General features: G+C 68.0%; 11 protein-coding genes. 6 read left to right on the plus strand and 5 right to left on the minus strand.

Annotated elements, in window-relative coordinates:
* The first annotated feature begins 278 nt into the window (after positions 1-278).
* The gene (locus DMX10_RS07090) at positions 279-1091 is read left to right on the plus strand and encodes a MerR family transcriptional regulator (RefSeq protein WP_111260436.1); all 813 of its coding nucleotides are present in this window, start codon (positions 279-281) and stop codon (positions 1089-1091) included.
* Between the two features lie 9 nt (positions 1092-1100).
* Here DMX10_RS07090 and DMX10_RS07095 read toward each other — a convergent pair whose 3' ends face one another.
* Together DMX10_RS07095 and DMX10_RS07100 are read right to left on the minus strand one after the other, a co-directional pair.
* The gene (locus tag DMX10_RS07095; RefSeq protein ID WP_111260437.1) at positions 1101-2303 is read right to left on the minus strand and encodes a GGDEF domain-containing protein; all 1203 of its coding nucleotides are present in this window, start codon (positions 2301-2303) and stop codon (positions 1101-1103) included.
* A gap of 205 nt (positions 2304-2508) precedes the next feature.
* Complete coding sequence (locus DMX10_RS07100; RefSeq protein ID WP_111260438.1) at positions 2509-5985, minus strand: hybrid sensor histidine kinase/response regulator; 3477 nt, start codon at positions 5983-5985, stop codon at positions 2509-2511.
* Positions 5986-6236: 251 nt separating this feature from the next.
* Between DMX10_RS07100 and DMX10_RS07105 the strand changes: the two genes are divergently transcribed.
* The 5 genes from DMX10_RS07105 to DMX10_RS07125 all read left to right on the plus strand — a co-directional run bounded on the left by DMX10_RS07105 (position 6237) and on the right by DMX10_RS07125 (position 10753).
* The gene (locus DMX10_RS07105; RefSeq protein ID WP_111260439.1) at positions 6237-6806 is read left to right on the plus strand and encodes a GNAT family N-acetyltransferase; all 570 of its coding nucleotides are present in this window, start codon (positions 6237-6239) and stop codon (positions 6804-6806) included.
* Positions 6803-7645, plus strand: a complete 843-nt coding sequence (locus tag DMX10_RS07110) for an AraC family transcriptional regulator (RefSeq protein ID WP_111260440.1) — start codon at positions 6803-6805, stop codon at positions 7643-7645. The genes DMX10_RS07105 and DMX10_RS07110 overlap by 4 nt, the downstream gene beginning before the upstream one ends.
* A 38-nt stretch (positions 7646-7683) precedes the next feature.
* Positions 7684-8397, plus strand: coding sequence for an AzlC family ABC transporter permease (locus DMX10_RS07115; protein ID WP_111260441.1), 714 nt, complete (start codon positions 7684-7686; stop codon positions 8395-8397).
* The gene (locus DMX10_RS07120; RefSeq protein WP_111260442.1) at positions 8397-8726 is read left to right on the plus strand and encodes an AzlD domain-containing protein; all 330 of its coding nucleotides are present in this window, start codon (positions 8397-8399) and stop codon (positions 8724-8726) included. Before DMX10_RS07115 ends, DMX10_RS07120 begins: the two co-directional genes overlap by 1 nt.
* A gap of 152 nt (positions 8727-8878) precedes the next feature.
* Entirely contained in the window at positions 8879-10753 is a 1875-nt protein-coding gene (locus DMX10_RS07125; RefSeq protein ID WP_111260443.1) for an MFS transporter, read from the plus strand.
* Positions 10754-10815: 62 nt separating this feature from the next.
* Here DMX10_RS07125 and sugE read toward each other — a convergent pair whose 3' ends face one another.
* The 3 genes from sugE to rdgC form a co-directional block, all read right to left on the minus strand.
* Positions 10816-11130, minus strand: coding sequence for a quaternary ammonium compound efflux SMR transporter SugE (gene sugE, locus DMX10_RS07130; protein ID WP_111260444.1), 315 nt, complete (start codon positions 11128-11130; stop codon positions 10816-10818).
* Positions 11131-11277: 147 nt separating this feature from the next.
* Positions 11278-12225, minus strand: coding sequence for a bile acid:sodium symporter family protein (locus tag DMX10_RS07135; protein ID WP_111260445.1), 948 nt, complete (start codon positions 12223-12225; stop codon positions 11278-11280).
* Positions 12226-12277: 52 nt separating this feature from the next.
* Positions 12278-13198, minus strand: coding sequence for a recombination-associated protein RdgC (gene rdgC / locus DMX10_RS07140; RefSeq protein ID WP_111260446.1), 921 nt, complete (start codon positions 13196-13198; stop codon positions 12278-12280).
* Positions 13199-13227 lie beyond the last annotated feature (29 nt).

The following is a 13227-nucleotide window of genomic DNA, read 5'->3' on the forward strand; positions in this document are numbered from 1 at the left end:
TGGGGAGGGCGGGCATGGCGAATCTCCTGCTGGCCGAAATCGTTACATCGTTCGATGTCATCGATTGTCGGCCAGGGAGACGGGACTGGCCAGACGCCCAGCCCTGATCCGCAGGGTGGCTGTTACCGCGTTACCGTCGCGCGCAAAGCGCCGTGGCAGGCGGCTCGAAGGGCCGAAAGCGGCTTTCGGCGGGGACCGTCGGCCAGCATGTCCAGCCATAGGTTGGGCTTCCGGCCGCGCTGTTGTTGGCCGCCGAGGCGCAGGGATATGATCCGCCCATGAAGAATCCCCCTAGCTTCCTGCAGCGGCTGCTGGCCCAGGCGCCGCACATCCCCGAGCCCGTTCCGGGCGAGGAGTACACGGTCGACGAGCTCGCTCGCGAGGCCGGTACCACCGTACGCAACCTGCGTGCCTACCAGGATCGCGGGTTGCTGCCGCCGCCCGAGCGCCGCGGGCGCGTGGGCATCTACAGCGGCGAGCACCTGGCGCGCCTGCGCCTGATCGGCCAACTGCTGGAGCGTGGCTACAGCATCGCCAGCATCCGCGAGCTGTTCGAGGCCTGGGACCAGGGCCGCGACCTGGCCCACGTACTCGGCCTGGAGCAGGCCATAGTCGGCGACTGGGCACAGCTGGAGCCCACGCCCCTGGGCTTCGACGAAGTGCAGGTGCTGTTCGGCGACGAGCTCACCGATGAGGCCATGGACATCGCCCAGGCGCTGGGCCTGATCGAGTTCGCCGGTGACCACCTGCGGGTGCTCAACCCGCGCATCTTCAACGCCGGCGTACAACTGCACCGCTCGGGCATTCCGCTGCTGGTGCTGCTGGAGCAGTTCGCCACGATCCGCCAGCAGGTGGAGCCGGTGGCGGAGGGCATCGTGCGGATGATCGTCAATCACCTGGTCAACCCGCTGCTCAGCACCAGCCTGCCCCACGTCGCCGAGCTGGAAGGCCTCAACCGCCAGTTGCTGGCGCTGCGGCCGCTGGTGGAACAGGTGGTGGACAGCGAGTTGGCGCGCGGGCTGCAACTCTCGGCCAACCAGGAGCTGGGCGGCCGGGTGGGCGAGTTGCTCAGGGGCTTCCTGAAGAGCTGAGGGGCTGCCTCAGGTGGCTGACGCGAGGAGGGTCGATTGCCCGCGGAAGGCTTCCACCCGGTTGCGACCGCCGTGCTTGGCGGCGTAGAGCGCCACGTCCGCGTTGCCCACCAGGGCTTCCTCGCTGATCGCCGTACCCTGTTCGGTGGAGGCGACGCCGATGCTCACGGTCAGGTAGCCGCGCTCGGCCCCGGCATGGGGCAGCTGCAAGGCTTGCACGGCCGCGCGGATGCGTTCGGCGATGGCGCAGGCGGTTTCCAGGTCGGCCCCCGGCATCACCACGGTGAATTCCTCGCCGCCGAAGCGCGCGACGAAATCGCAGTGTTCACGGATGCTGGCGCGCATCGCCTCGGCCACCTGGCGGATGCAGGTGTCGCCGGCGAGGTGGCCGTAGCTGTCGTTGTAGAGCTTGAAGTGATCGATATCGAGCATCAGTACGCCGAGGTACTCGTGGTTGCGCGCGCAGCGGTGCCATTCGCGCCTCAGGGTCTCGTCGAGGTGGCGCTTGTTGGCGATGCGGGTCAGGTCGTCGGTGCGGCTGAGGATCGCCAGCTCCTGGTTGGCCAGGGCGTACTTGTGCGCCAGCACCTGGTGCTCCCAGGCCAGCTTCAGGGCCTCGTTGAAGCGGATCTGCAGGCGCCGGCCCATCTCGGCGATGAAGGGACAGACCACCCAGGCGGAGACGGCGAGGTACATCGCCTGGGGTTCCGGGTCACGCCCGTAGGCGATGCCGAGGAAGAAGAACATCGGCACGTGGAAGGCCAGGTGCGCGGGCCAGTAGGAGACGTTGCTCATCGCCACCATCACCGAGGCGAGGGCGATGCAGCCGAAGATCACGTCCTCGTAGGGCGTGCCGTAGCCCATCAGCCAGATGGCGCCGATGCCCCAGGCGAGGCCGACCGCGCCGCACTGGCACATGGTCATGCGTGCCCAGGTCAGTGGCGGGAAGCGTTGCGGGTCGCGGCGCCAGGCGCGCACCAGGGACAGGCGCACGACCATCAGCACCACCAGCACGGCGAGCCAGACGCAAAGCCCGCGCAATGGCGCGCTGGCGTGGTAGACGCCGAACACCATGGAGCCGGAGAAGACGTTGCCGACCGCCGTCGAGGGGCTGGTGGAGAACAGCGTGGCGACCCGCTCGGCGAGGTAGTCCTCGGCGGGGCGCTCGGGAAGGTGGGTCGGCACCGGGCCCGACCCACTGGAAAGATTCATTGCGATGGCTCCTGGCATGACGGCCTGGCGGCAGGGTGCGCCAGGGGTTCCTTATACCGTCCCGCATCGCCGAGGAGAACAGCGGCCCATCGACTGTTGCCACTGTCGAACCGGCGAGTCCCCGACCAGGCTGCGCAGGAGGCTGGAGCGAAGCGAAACCCGGCGTTGACCGTGCCCCGTCGCCTCCGACGCTCCGGCCTCGCGCTCAGCGCAGTACCAGGTGTCGGCTGAGCAGGGCGCGCAGGGCGGCGGGCTTGACCGGTTTGGCCAGGTAGTCGAGGCCGGCGGCGTGGACTTCGGCGATCAGTTCGGCGCGGGCGTCTGCACTGATCACCACGCCGGGCACCGGGGCGCCGAGGCGGGTGCGCAGCCAGGCCATCAGCTCGGTACCGGTCTCGCCTTCGTCGAGGTGGTAGTCCACCAGCGCCAGTTGCGGGCGCACGTCTTCGGCCAGCAGGTGTTCGCATTCCAGGCGGTTGCGTGCCGTCCACACCTGGCAGCCCCAGCGCGAGAGCAGGCTGTGCATGCCGGTGAGGATGCTGTCCTCGTTGTCGATGCACAGCACCTGGGTGCCGTCGAGGGCGTGGCCGTTGGTTTCCTTCGGCACCGCCACCGGGGAGGGCGCCGGGGTGCGCGCCAGGGGCACGCTGACGCTGAACACGCTGCCCTTGCCCGGCCAAGAGCGCACTTGCAGGGGGTGGCCGAGCACGCGGCAGAGCCCGTCGGCGATGGCCAGGCCCAGGCCCAGGCCTTTCTCGGCGCGGGTCTGGTGGCTGTCCAGGCGCTTGAACTCTTCGAATATCACCTTGCGCTTATCTTCGGGGATGCCCGGGCCGCGGTCCCAGACTTCCAGGCGCAGCAGGCCGCCTTCGCGGCGCACGCCCAGCAGCACGTGGCCCTTGGCATAGCGGAAGGCGTTGGTGAGGAAGTTCTGCAGCACTCGGCGCAGCAGCTTCATGTCGCTCTCGATGCGCAGCTTGCTGCCGCTGACGCGGAAGTCCACGCCCTGCTCCTGGGCCAGTGCCTTGAATTCGGCACCGAGGGCGTCGTACAGCGTGGCCAGGGGGAAGGCGGCACGGTCGGGGGTGATGCGGCCGCTTTCCAGGCGCGAGATGTCCAGCAGGTCGGTGATCAGGTCCTCCGCCGAGCGCAACGCGCTGTCGAGGTGGCCCACCAGCTCGCGGGATTCAACCGGCAGCGCGTCCTGCTGGTGGGCGAGGGCGGCGGAGAACAATCGGGCGGCGTTCAGCGGCTGCATCAGGTCGTGGCTGACGGCGGCGAGGAAACGCGTCTTCGACTGGTTGGCCGCCTCGGCGGTGCCCTTGGCTTCGATCAGCGCCTGGTTGAGCTGGGACAGTTCGAGGGTGCGGTCGATGACCCGTTGTTCCAGGCCTTCGTTGGCCTCCTTGAGCGCCTTCTCGGCCTCGCGGAACGCGGTGATGTCGGTGAAGCTCATGACGAAGCCGCCACCGGGCATGGGGTTGCCGATCAGCTCGATGACCCGGCCATTGGGGAACAGCCGCTCGGAGGTGTGGGCGTTGCCCTGGCGCATCCAGAACAGCCGGCGCGAGACGTGGGCCTCGGCATCGCCCGGCCCGCACAGGCCGCGTTCGGCGTTGTAGCGGATGATGTCGGCGATCGGCCGGCCGACGCTGATCAGGCCTTCGGGATAGTCGAACAGCTCCAGGTAGCGGCGGTTCCAGGCGACCAGGCGCAGGGATTGGTCGACCACGCTGATGCCCTGGGTGATGTTCTCGATGGCCCCCTGCAGCAACGCGCGGTTGAACTGCAGCACCTCGGAGGCTTCGTCGACGATGCGCACGACGTCCTCCACCTGCATCTCGCGGCCTTCGATGGCGGCCTTCACCACCGCGCGCGCGGAGGAGGCCCCGAGCACGCCGGCGAGCAGGCGCTCGGTGTGGGTGATCCAGTCCTGGTTGGCGTTCTGCACCGGGTTGAAGCTGGTGCCCTGTCGGTAGGCGAAGCGCACGAAGCTCTGCCGTGCGCGCTCCTCGCCGACGAAGCGCGCGGCGAGCATCAGCAGGTCTTCCACCTGCACGGCCAGCAGCGAGCGGCTGCTCGGTCGCACCGAGACGATCTGGCCGATGAAGCGGCTGGCCTGCCAGTGCTCGGAGACCCGGGTGCGGGAGAACACCGAGACCCAGGCGAACAGCAGCCAGTTGCCGGCCAGCGACAGCACCACGCCCTGGGTCTGCGGGTCGATGGGCAGGTTCAGCGGGTTGGCCATCAGCCCGGCGAGGCCGGGGAAGGCCTCCAGCGGCCAGCCGAGCCCGCGCGCCACCTGCGGCAGTACCAGGGTGTAGGCCCAGAGCAGGGCGCCGGTGGCGAGGCCGGCGAACACGCCGCGACGGTTGGCCTGCTTCCAGTACAGGGCGCCGGCCATGGCCGGGCCGAGCTGGGCGATGGCGGCGAAGGCGATCTGGCCGATGGTGGCCAGGCTCGCCGTGGAGCCGAGCAACCGGTAGCTGACGTAGCCCAGGAGGATGATCACCACGATGCTGATGCGGCGCACCGAGAGCATCCAGTGGCGGAACACCTCGAAGGGGCGTTCGGCGCTCTGCCGGCGCAGCAGCCAGGGCAGCAGCATGTCGTTGGAGACCATGGTCGAGAGCGCCACGGCCTCGACTATCACCATGCCGGTGGCGGCCGAGGCACCGCCGATGAACGCCAGCAGGGCGAGGGACGGATGGGCCTCGGCGAGCGGCAGGCTGATGACGAAGGAGTCCGGCATCACGCCGACGGGCAGCAGCATCTTGCCGGCCAGGGCGATGGGCACCACGAACAGCGCCGCCAGCCCCAGGTAGAGCGGGAACACCCAGCGTGCGGTGCGCAGGTCACGGGGCTCGATGTTCTCCACCACCGAGACGTGGAACTGCCGGGGCAGGCAGACGAAGGCGATCATCGCCACACCGGTCTGCACGACCAGGGTCGGCCAGTCCACCGGCTGCAGCCAGAAGCTCTCCAGGTGGGTGGCCTGCATGGCGCGCATCGTCAGGTCGTCGAAGCCGTCGAACAGGCTGAAGCTGACGAAGGTGCCCACCGCGAGGAAGGCCAGCAGCTTGACCAGCGACTCGAACGAGATGGCCAGGACCATGCCCCGGTGGTGCTCGGTGGCGTCGAGGTTGCGGGTGCCGAAGAGGATGGTGAACAGCGCCAGCACCAGGGACACGATGAGCGCCGTGTCCTGGGCACGGGTGCCGGTGGATTCCGCGCCGGAGCCGATCAGCAGGTTGACGCCGAGGACGATGCCCTTGAGCTGCAGGGCGATGTAGGGCAGCACGCTGACCAGGCAGATCAGCGCCACCACCACCGCCAGGGCCTGGGACTTGCCATAGCGGGCGGCGATGAAGTCGGCGATGGAGGTGATGTTCTCCTGCTTGCTGATCAGCACCATCTTCTGCAGCACCCAGGGCGCGAACACCATCAGCAGGATGGGCCCCAGGTAGATGGGCAGGAAGGCCCAGAGCTGGCCGGCGGCCTGGCCGACGGCGCCGAAGAAGGTCCAGCTGGTGCAGTACACCGCCAGCGACAGGCTGTAGACCAGGGCACGGCCCTTGGGCGGCATCGGCGCGCTGCGGCGGTCGCCGTAGAAGGCGATGGCGAAGAGCACGGCCATGTAGAGAAGGGCGACCGCGGCGATCAGCCCGCTGGACAACGACATGCAGACTCCGGAGTGAAGGCGGCGGACGGGGGCGCCCGCCTGTGTCCCGAGGCGGCAGTTTCGCACCAAAGCCGGTTGTCCGTCAGGCGGCTGCGACCAAGGTCGCAGGCGGGGTTGAGCACCGCAGGCGGGGCTGCTAGCTTGGCAGCCTCGCCGGCGGACCTCCAGGTGTCCGGGCCGGCGCCCTGCAAGGCACTTCCGGGTGCCAGGACGTTCTGATCAGCAGGGATCTTTCGCCTGAGGAGGCGCAGATGTTCAATCCGCAACCGGTCATCCTGCAGCGCGGCGCCTTGCGCCTCGAGCCGCTGGGGGAGGCCGACATCACCGAACTCTCGGCGCTGGCCGAGGCCAATCGCGATGAGCTGGTCTACATGAGCGGCCCGTTGCGCCCGGACTGGTACCGCCAGGGCCTGGCCGAGCAGCGTGAAGGCCAGGCCGTGGTGTTCGCCATCCGCCTGGGCGACCGCCTGGTGGGTACCAGCCGCTTCGCCGATTTCATGCCCGCGCTTCCGGCCGTGGAGATCGGCTGGACCTGGCTGGCCCGCAGCGAGCACGCCAGCGGCCTCAATGCCTCGATCAAGTACCTGATGCTGCGCCATGCCTTCGAGGAGTGGCAGGTGGTGCGCGTGCAATTGAAGACCGCCGGCAGCAACCTGCGCTCGCAGAGGGCCATCGAGAAGCTCGGTGCCCAGCGCGAAGGCGTGCTGCGCAACCATCGCCGCCTGGCGGACGGGCGCCTCGACGACAGCGTGCTCTACAGCATCACCGACCATGAATGGCCGGCTGTGAAGCAGGCCCTGGAAGCCGCTTTCGGCCAATGAGCACGGGGGGCGAGCGGACGCGCTTCTGGCAGGCCAGCGCGCTGGGCGGGGTCGAACTCCTGCACGCGCGCTACATCGAGCAGCGTTTCTCGCCGCATGTGCACGAGGGCTACGTCTTCACCGTCCTCGAATCCGGCGCCCAGCGCTTCCGCCACCGCGGCAGCGACCACCTGGCTGCCGTCGGCAGCATGGTGCTGATCAACCCGGACGAGCTGCATACGGGCTCCAAGGCCCACGAGGAAGGGTGGCGCTACCGCGGCTTCTACCCCGACCTGCACCGGGTGACCGAGGTGCTGGACGAACTGGAGATCGCCACCGGCGGCCTGCCCACCTTCGCCGACAGCGTGCTGCACGACCCCGAAGTGACGCGCCGCTTCCTCGACCTGCACTGCCTGCTGGAGCGCAATGCCACCGCGCTGGAGCAGCAGGTGGCCTGGCGTGAGGCGATCCTGCTGCTGTTCAGCCGCCACGCGCGCATCGGTGCGCCTCGGCCGGCAGGGCAGGAGCCCCATGCCGTGGCGCTGGCCCGCGAGGTGCTGGCGGCGCGCCTGGCCTCGCCGCCGTCCCTGGAGGAGCTGGCCGCCCTGGTTGGGCTATCGCCGTTCCATTTCGCCCGGGTGTTCCGCCGGGCCACCGGGCTGCCGCCCCACGCCTGGTTGAAACAGCGTCGCCTGGAGCAGGCTCGGGTGCTGCTGCGCGAAGGCTGCGCGCCGCTACCGGTGGCGATGCAGCTGGGCTTTGCCGACCAGAGCCACCTGACCCGCCAGTTCAAGCAGGCTTATGGCGTTGGCCCGGGGGAGTACCGCAGCGCCTGCGCAAGATCGTTCAAGACCGGCTGAACCCCCGGCTGGCAGAGTGGGGGGACAAGGAGAATCCCATGTCCCGCTCTACAGAATTCGTCCGCGGCGTGCGCGACATCGTGCCGATGCTCATCGGCGCCATGCCCTTCGGCATCATCTACGGCACCCTGGCCGCCGGGGCCGGGCTCGACGCCTGGCAGACCCTCGGCATGTCGTTGCTGGTGTTCGCCGGCTCGGCGCAGTTCATCGCCATCACCCTGCTCAGCGGGGGCGCTGGGGTGGCGGTGGTGCTGCTGACCACGCTGGTGGTGAACCTGCGCCACGCCCTCTACAGCGCCACCCTGCAACCCTTCGTGCGTCACCTGCCGCGGCGCTGGCGCCTGCCCCTGGCCTTCTGGCTCACCGACGAAGCGTTCGCCGTGGTGCAGCACCGCTATGCCGAGGAGGATGAGTCGCCGCTCAAGCACTGGTACTTCCTCGGCGCTGCGCTGGCGATGTACCTGAGCTGGGCGTCCTACACCCTTGTGGGGGTGGTGTTCGGCCAGGCCGTGCCCAATCTCGCGGCCTGGGGGCTGGATTTCGCCATGTTGGCGACCTTCATCGGCATCGTCGTGCCCATGCTGCGCAACCGACCGCAGGTGGCGGCGGCACTGGTGGCCGGGGCCGTGGCGCTGCTGTGCCACGCACTGCCCTACAAGCTCGGGCTGATGGCGGCGGCGCTGAGCGGCATCGTCGTCGGCGTGGTGCTGGAGCGGCGCTATCGCCTGGGCCAGCTCGAGGAGGTGCTCTGATGGAAACCTGGCTGCTGATCCTCGGCATGACCGCGATCACCTTCGCCATCCGCTACAGCCTCTTCGCCTGGCCGGACCTGCGCTTCCCGCCGCTGGTGCGCCAGGGCCTGCACTACGTGCCGACCGCTGTGCTCACCGCCATCGTGGTGCCCGGCATGGTGATGCCCGACGGCGAGCATGCGGCACTGGCGCTGGACAACGCCTACCTGCTGGCGGGGCTCGGCTGCATCCTCATCGCCGCCATCACCCGCCACCTGCTGGCGACCATCCTCGGCGGGCTGCTGCTGTTCTTCGCCCTGCGCTGGGGGCTGGGGCAGCTGCCGATCTGAGGGGAAGGGGGCGCCGCGAAAGGCGCCCTTTTTGCGTGGGGATTCGGCATTTTTCGTCTCAAGGTGTGGCCTGGAGCTGGCCAGTTGCTGTCAAATCAGCGACGTGCCTCGCGCACCGGCTTCACCCCAGCCACTACCAGGTACCAAGGAAGATGAGCCAACATTCGCAATTCGCCCTGCTGGGCACGCGACGTTTCCTGCCGTTCTTCGTGACGCAGCTGCTCGGCGCCTTCAACGACAACATCTTCAAGCAGTCGCTGATCCTCGCCATCCTCTACAAGCTGGCGATCTCCGGCGACAAGACCATCTACGTCAACCTCTGCGCCCTGCTGTTCATCCTGCCGTTCTTCCTCTTCTCCGCCCTGGGCGGGCAGTTCGGCGAGAAGTTCGCCAAGGACTCGCTGATCCGCGCCATCAAGCTGGCCGAAGTGGGGATCATGGCGGTGGGCGCACTGGGCTTCTTCCTCGATAACCTCTGGCTGCTGCTGGCGGCGCTGTTCGCCATGGGCACCCACTCGGCGCTGTTCGGCCCGGTGAAGTACTCGATCCTGCCCCAGGCCCTGCGTGAGCAGGAGCTGGTGGGGGGCAACGCGCTGGTGGAGATGGGCACCTTCCTGGCCATCCTCGCGGGCACCATCGGTGCCGGGATCATGATGTCCACCGAGCGCTACGAGCCGATCGTCGCCGCTGCCATCCTGATCACCGCGTCCCTCGGCTACCTGGCCAGCCGCGGCATTCCCCGCGCGGCGGCGGCGATGCCGGAGCTGAAGCTGGACTGGAACATCTTCAGCCAGTCCTGGGTGATCCTGCGTCTGGGCCTGGGCCAGCGTCCCTCGGTGTCGCGCTCGCTGGTGGGCAACTCCTGGTTCTGGTTCCTCGGCGCCGTGTACCTGACGCAGATTCCGGCCTATTCCAAGGACCTGCTGTTCGGCGACGAGAGCGTGGTGACGCTGATCCTCACCGTGTTCTCGATAGGCATCGCGATGGGCTCGATGCTTTGCGAGCGCCTGTCCGGTGGCAAGGTGGAGGTGGGCCTGGTGCCCTTCGGCTCCATCGGCCTGACCGTCTTCGGCATCCTGCTCTGGTGGCATTCGGGCGGCTTCCCGCAGGCCGCTGCGCCCCATGACTGGCTGGCGGTGATCAGCGTGCCGCAGGCCTGGCTGATCCTCGCCGACATCTTCGGCATCGGCCTGTTCGGCGGCTTCTACATCGTGCCGCTGTACGCGCTGATCCAGTCGCGCACCGCCGAGAACGAGCGCGCGCGGGTGATCGCCGCCAACAACATCCTCAACGCCTTGTTCATGGTGGTCTCGGCCATCGCCTCGATCCTGTTCCTGAGCGTCGCCGGGCTGTCGATCCCGCAACTGTTCCTGGTGGTGTCGCTGATGAACATCGCGGTGAACAGCTACATCTTCAAGATCGTCCCCGAGTTCAGCATGCGCTTCCTCATCTGGCTGCTGGGCCACTCGATGTACCGCGTCGAGCACAAGGGCCTGGAGGCCATCCCGGAGGAGGGCCCGGCGGTGCTGGTGTGCAACCACGTGTCCTTCGTCGATGCGCTGCTGATCGGTGGCGCGGTGCGGCGGCCGGTGCGCTTCGTCATGTACTACAAGATCTACAACCTGCCGGTGCTCAACTTCATCTTCCGTACCGCTGGCACCGTGCCCATCGCCGGGCGCAGCGAGGACCTGCTGGTCTACGACCGCGCCTTCAAGAAGATCGACGAGTACCTGAAGGCCGGTGAAGTGGTGTGCATCTTTCCCGAGGGCAAGCTCACCACGGACGGCGAGATCAACGAGTTCAAGAACGGTGTCGAGCGCATCCTCGAACAGAACCCGGTACCGGTGATCCCGATGGCGCTGCAGGGGTTGTGGGGCAGCTTCTTCAGCCGCGATCCGGGCAAGGGCCTGTTCAAGCGCTTCTGGTCGCGCATCAACCTGGTGGCCGGCGCACCGCTGGCGCCGGAGACGGTCGACCGCCTGAGCCTGCAGGCCCAGGTCGCGGCCCTGCGTGGCGATCTGCGCTAGGCCGCATCGCAACGAAAAAGCCCGCCGGAATGGCGGGCTTTTTCATGGGTGCGCGGCTGTGATCAGGTGCTGACCTTAAGGCCGATCAGGCCGCAGATGATCAGCGCGACACTGCCCAGGCGCATCAGCGCGACGGATTCGCCGAAGAGGATCACGCCGGCGATCACGGTGCCGACGGCGCCGATACCGGTCCAGATCGCATAGGCGGTGCCCAGCGGCAGGTGCTTCATGGCCAGGCCCAGCAAGCCGAGGCTGATGGCCATGGCCAGCACGGTGAGCGCGGTGGGCAGTGGGCGGGTGAAGCCTTCGGTGTATTTCAGGCCTACGGCCCAACCCACCTCGAACAGGCCGGCGAAGAACAGGATTATCCAGGACATGGTGACCTCCAAAGGTACGACGGATTGGATCGGGGCCGTCCCCGGTATGGTCACTCGGCGAGTGGCAGGGCCGTCCCTGCACTGCGCAGTATTTTGCACATCCTGGCCGCCCGGACAAGTTGTGCGGGACGGGCGGCCTGACAGACGTCAGTCGGTGGGCTTGTCGGATTCATCCTTCATGCGCCGGAACAGGGCGGCGAGCAGTGAGCCCGAGAGGTTGTGCCAGACGCTGAACAACGCGCTGGGTACGGCCGCCAGTGGCGAGAAGTGTGCGCTGGCCAGGGCGGCACCGAGACCGGAGTTCTGCATGCCGACCTCAATGGAGAGCGTCTTGCGCTGGGCCAGCGGCATACCGAAGAGCTTGCCGGCGAGGTAGCCCAGGGCCAGGCCGAATCCGTTGTGCAGCACCACCACGGCCATGATCAGAAGGCCGGATTCGGCGATTTTCGCCTGGCTGGCGGCAACCACCGCAGCGACGATGATGACGATGCTCACCACCGACACCAGGGGCAGCACCTCCACCAGGTGGCGCACACGGACGCCGAGCAGGCGCTGGGCGATGAGGCCGAGGGCGATGGGCAGCAGCACCACCTGGAGGATCGACATGAACAGCGCGCCGAACTGCACCGGTAGCCAGGCCGAGGCCAGCAGCCAGATCAGCGCGGGGGTGACCAGCGGGGCGAGCAGCGTGGTGACCGCGGTGATGGCGACGGACAGGGCCAGGTCGCCACGGGCGAACCAGGTCATCACGTTGGAGGCGGTGCCGCCGGGGCAGCAACCCACCAGGATCACGCCAACGGCCACCTCCGGCGGCAGGCGCAACACCTGGCACAGCAGCCAGGCGAGCCCGGGCATGATCAGGAACTGGGCGAGCACGCCGATCAGCACGCGCAGGGGGCGGCGCGCCACCTCGCGGAAGTCTTCGGTCTTCAGGGTCAGGCCCATGCCGAACATGATCAGGCCGAGCAGCGGCACTATCCATTTCGCCAGGGGCAGGAACCAGGCCGGCTGATAAAAGGCCAGCAGGGCGAACAGCAGGATCCAGAGGGCGAAGGTATTGCCGACGAAGCGGCTCAGGGCGGCCAGTGCGCGCATGCTCGTTCCTTAGGGGAAAAGGCGCCCGGCAGAGGCCGGGCGCGGGGCGGCGTCAGACGCCCTGGGGGATCTCTTCGCCGCCGAGGGCTTCGATCAACTGGGGCAGGAACTCGACGAGGGTCAGCATCATCAGGGTGAAGCTGGCGTCGAGCTGGCTCAGGGAGTCGTCGCCGCCGTCCTGCTCGGCCTTCTCCTGCAGCAGGTCTTCGAAGCGCAGGCGCTTGACCACCAGCTTGTCGTCGAGCACGAAGGACAGCTTGTCCTGCCAGGCCAGGGACAGCTGGGTGACCAGCTTGCCGGAAGACAGGTGCAGCTGGATCTCGTCGCTGGTCAGGTCCTGGCGCTTGCAGCGGACCACGCCGCCGTCTTCATCGGTGTCGCGCAGCTCGCACTCGTCGAGCACGTAGAAGTCCTTGGCGGCTTCCTGGGTCTTGACCCACTCGGTAAGGGTGGCGGTGGGGGCGATCTTCACCGAGACCGGGCGCACCGGCAGGGAGCCGATGGCCTCGCGCAGGGTGGACAGCAGGTCCTCGGCACGCTTCGGGCTGGAGGCGTCGACCAGGATCAGGCCCTGCGCGGGGGCGATGGCGGCGAAAGTGGCCGACTTGCGGATGAAGGCGCGGGGCAGGAAGGTCTGGACGATCTCGTCCTTGAGCTGGTCGCGCTCCTTCTTGTAGACCTTGCGCATCTGCTCGGCTTCTATCTCATCGACCTTCTCCTTCAGCGCGTCACGCACCACGCTGCCGGGGAGGATGCGTTCCTCCTTGCGTGCGGCGACCAGCAGGAAGCCTTCACTGACATGCACGAGGGGGGCATCGGCGCCTTTGCCGAAGGGGGCGACGAAGCCGTAGGTGGTCAGTTCCTGGCTGGCACAGGGGCGGGCCGGCTTGGTGGCCAGCGCGGTTTCCAGGGCCTCGGCGTCGAAGGGCACATCCTGGGTGAGGCGGTAGACGAGCAGGTTACGGAACCACATGGGGGAATTCTCTCCGGACACAAAGCGCG

It is taken from the genome of Pseudomonas sp. 57B-090624 (genome assembly GCF_003234055.1).
In the GTDB taxonomy this organism is placed as follows: domain Bacteria; phylum Pseudomonadota; class Gammaproteobacteria; order Pseudomonadales; family Pseudomonadaceae; genus Metapseudomonas; species Metapseudomonas tohonis.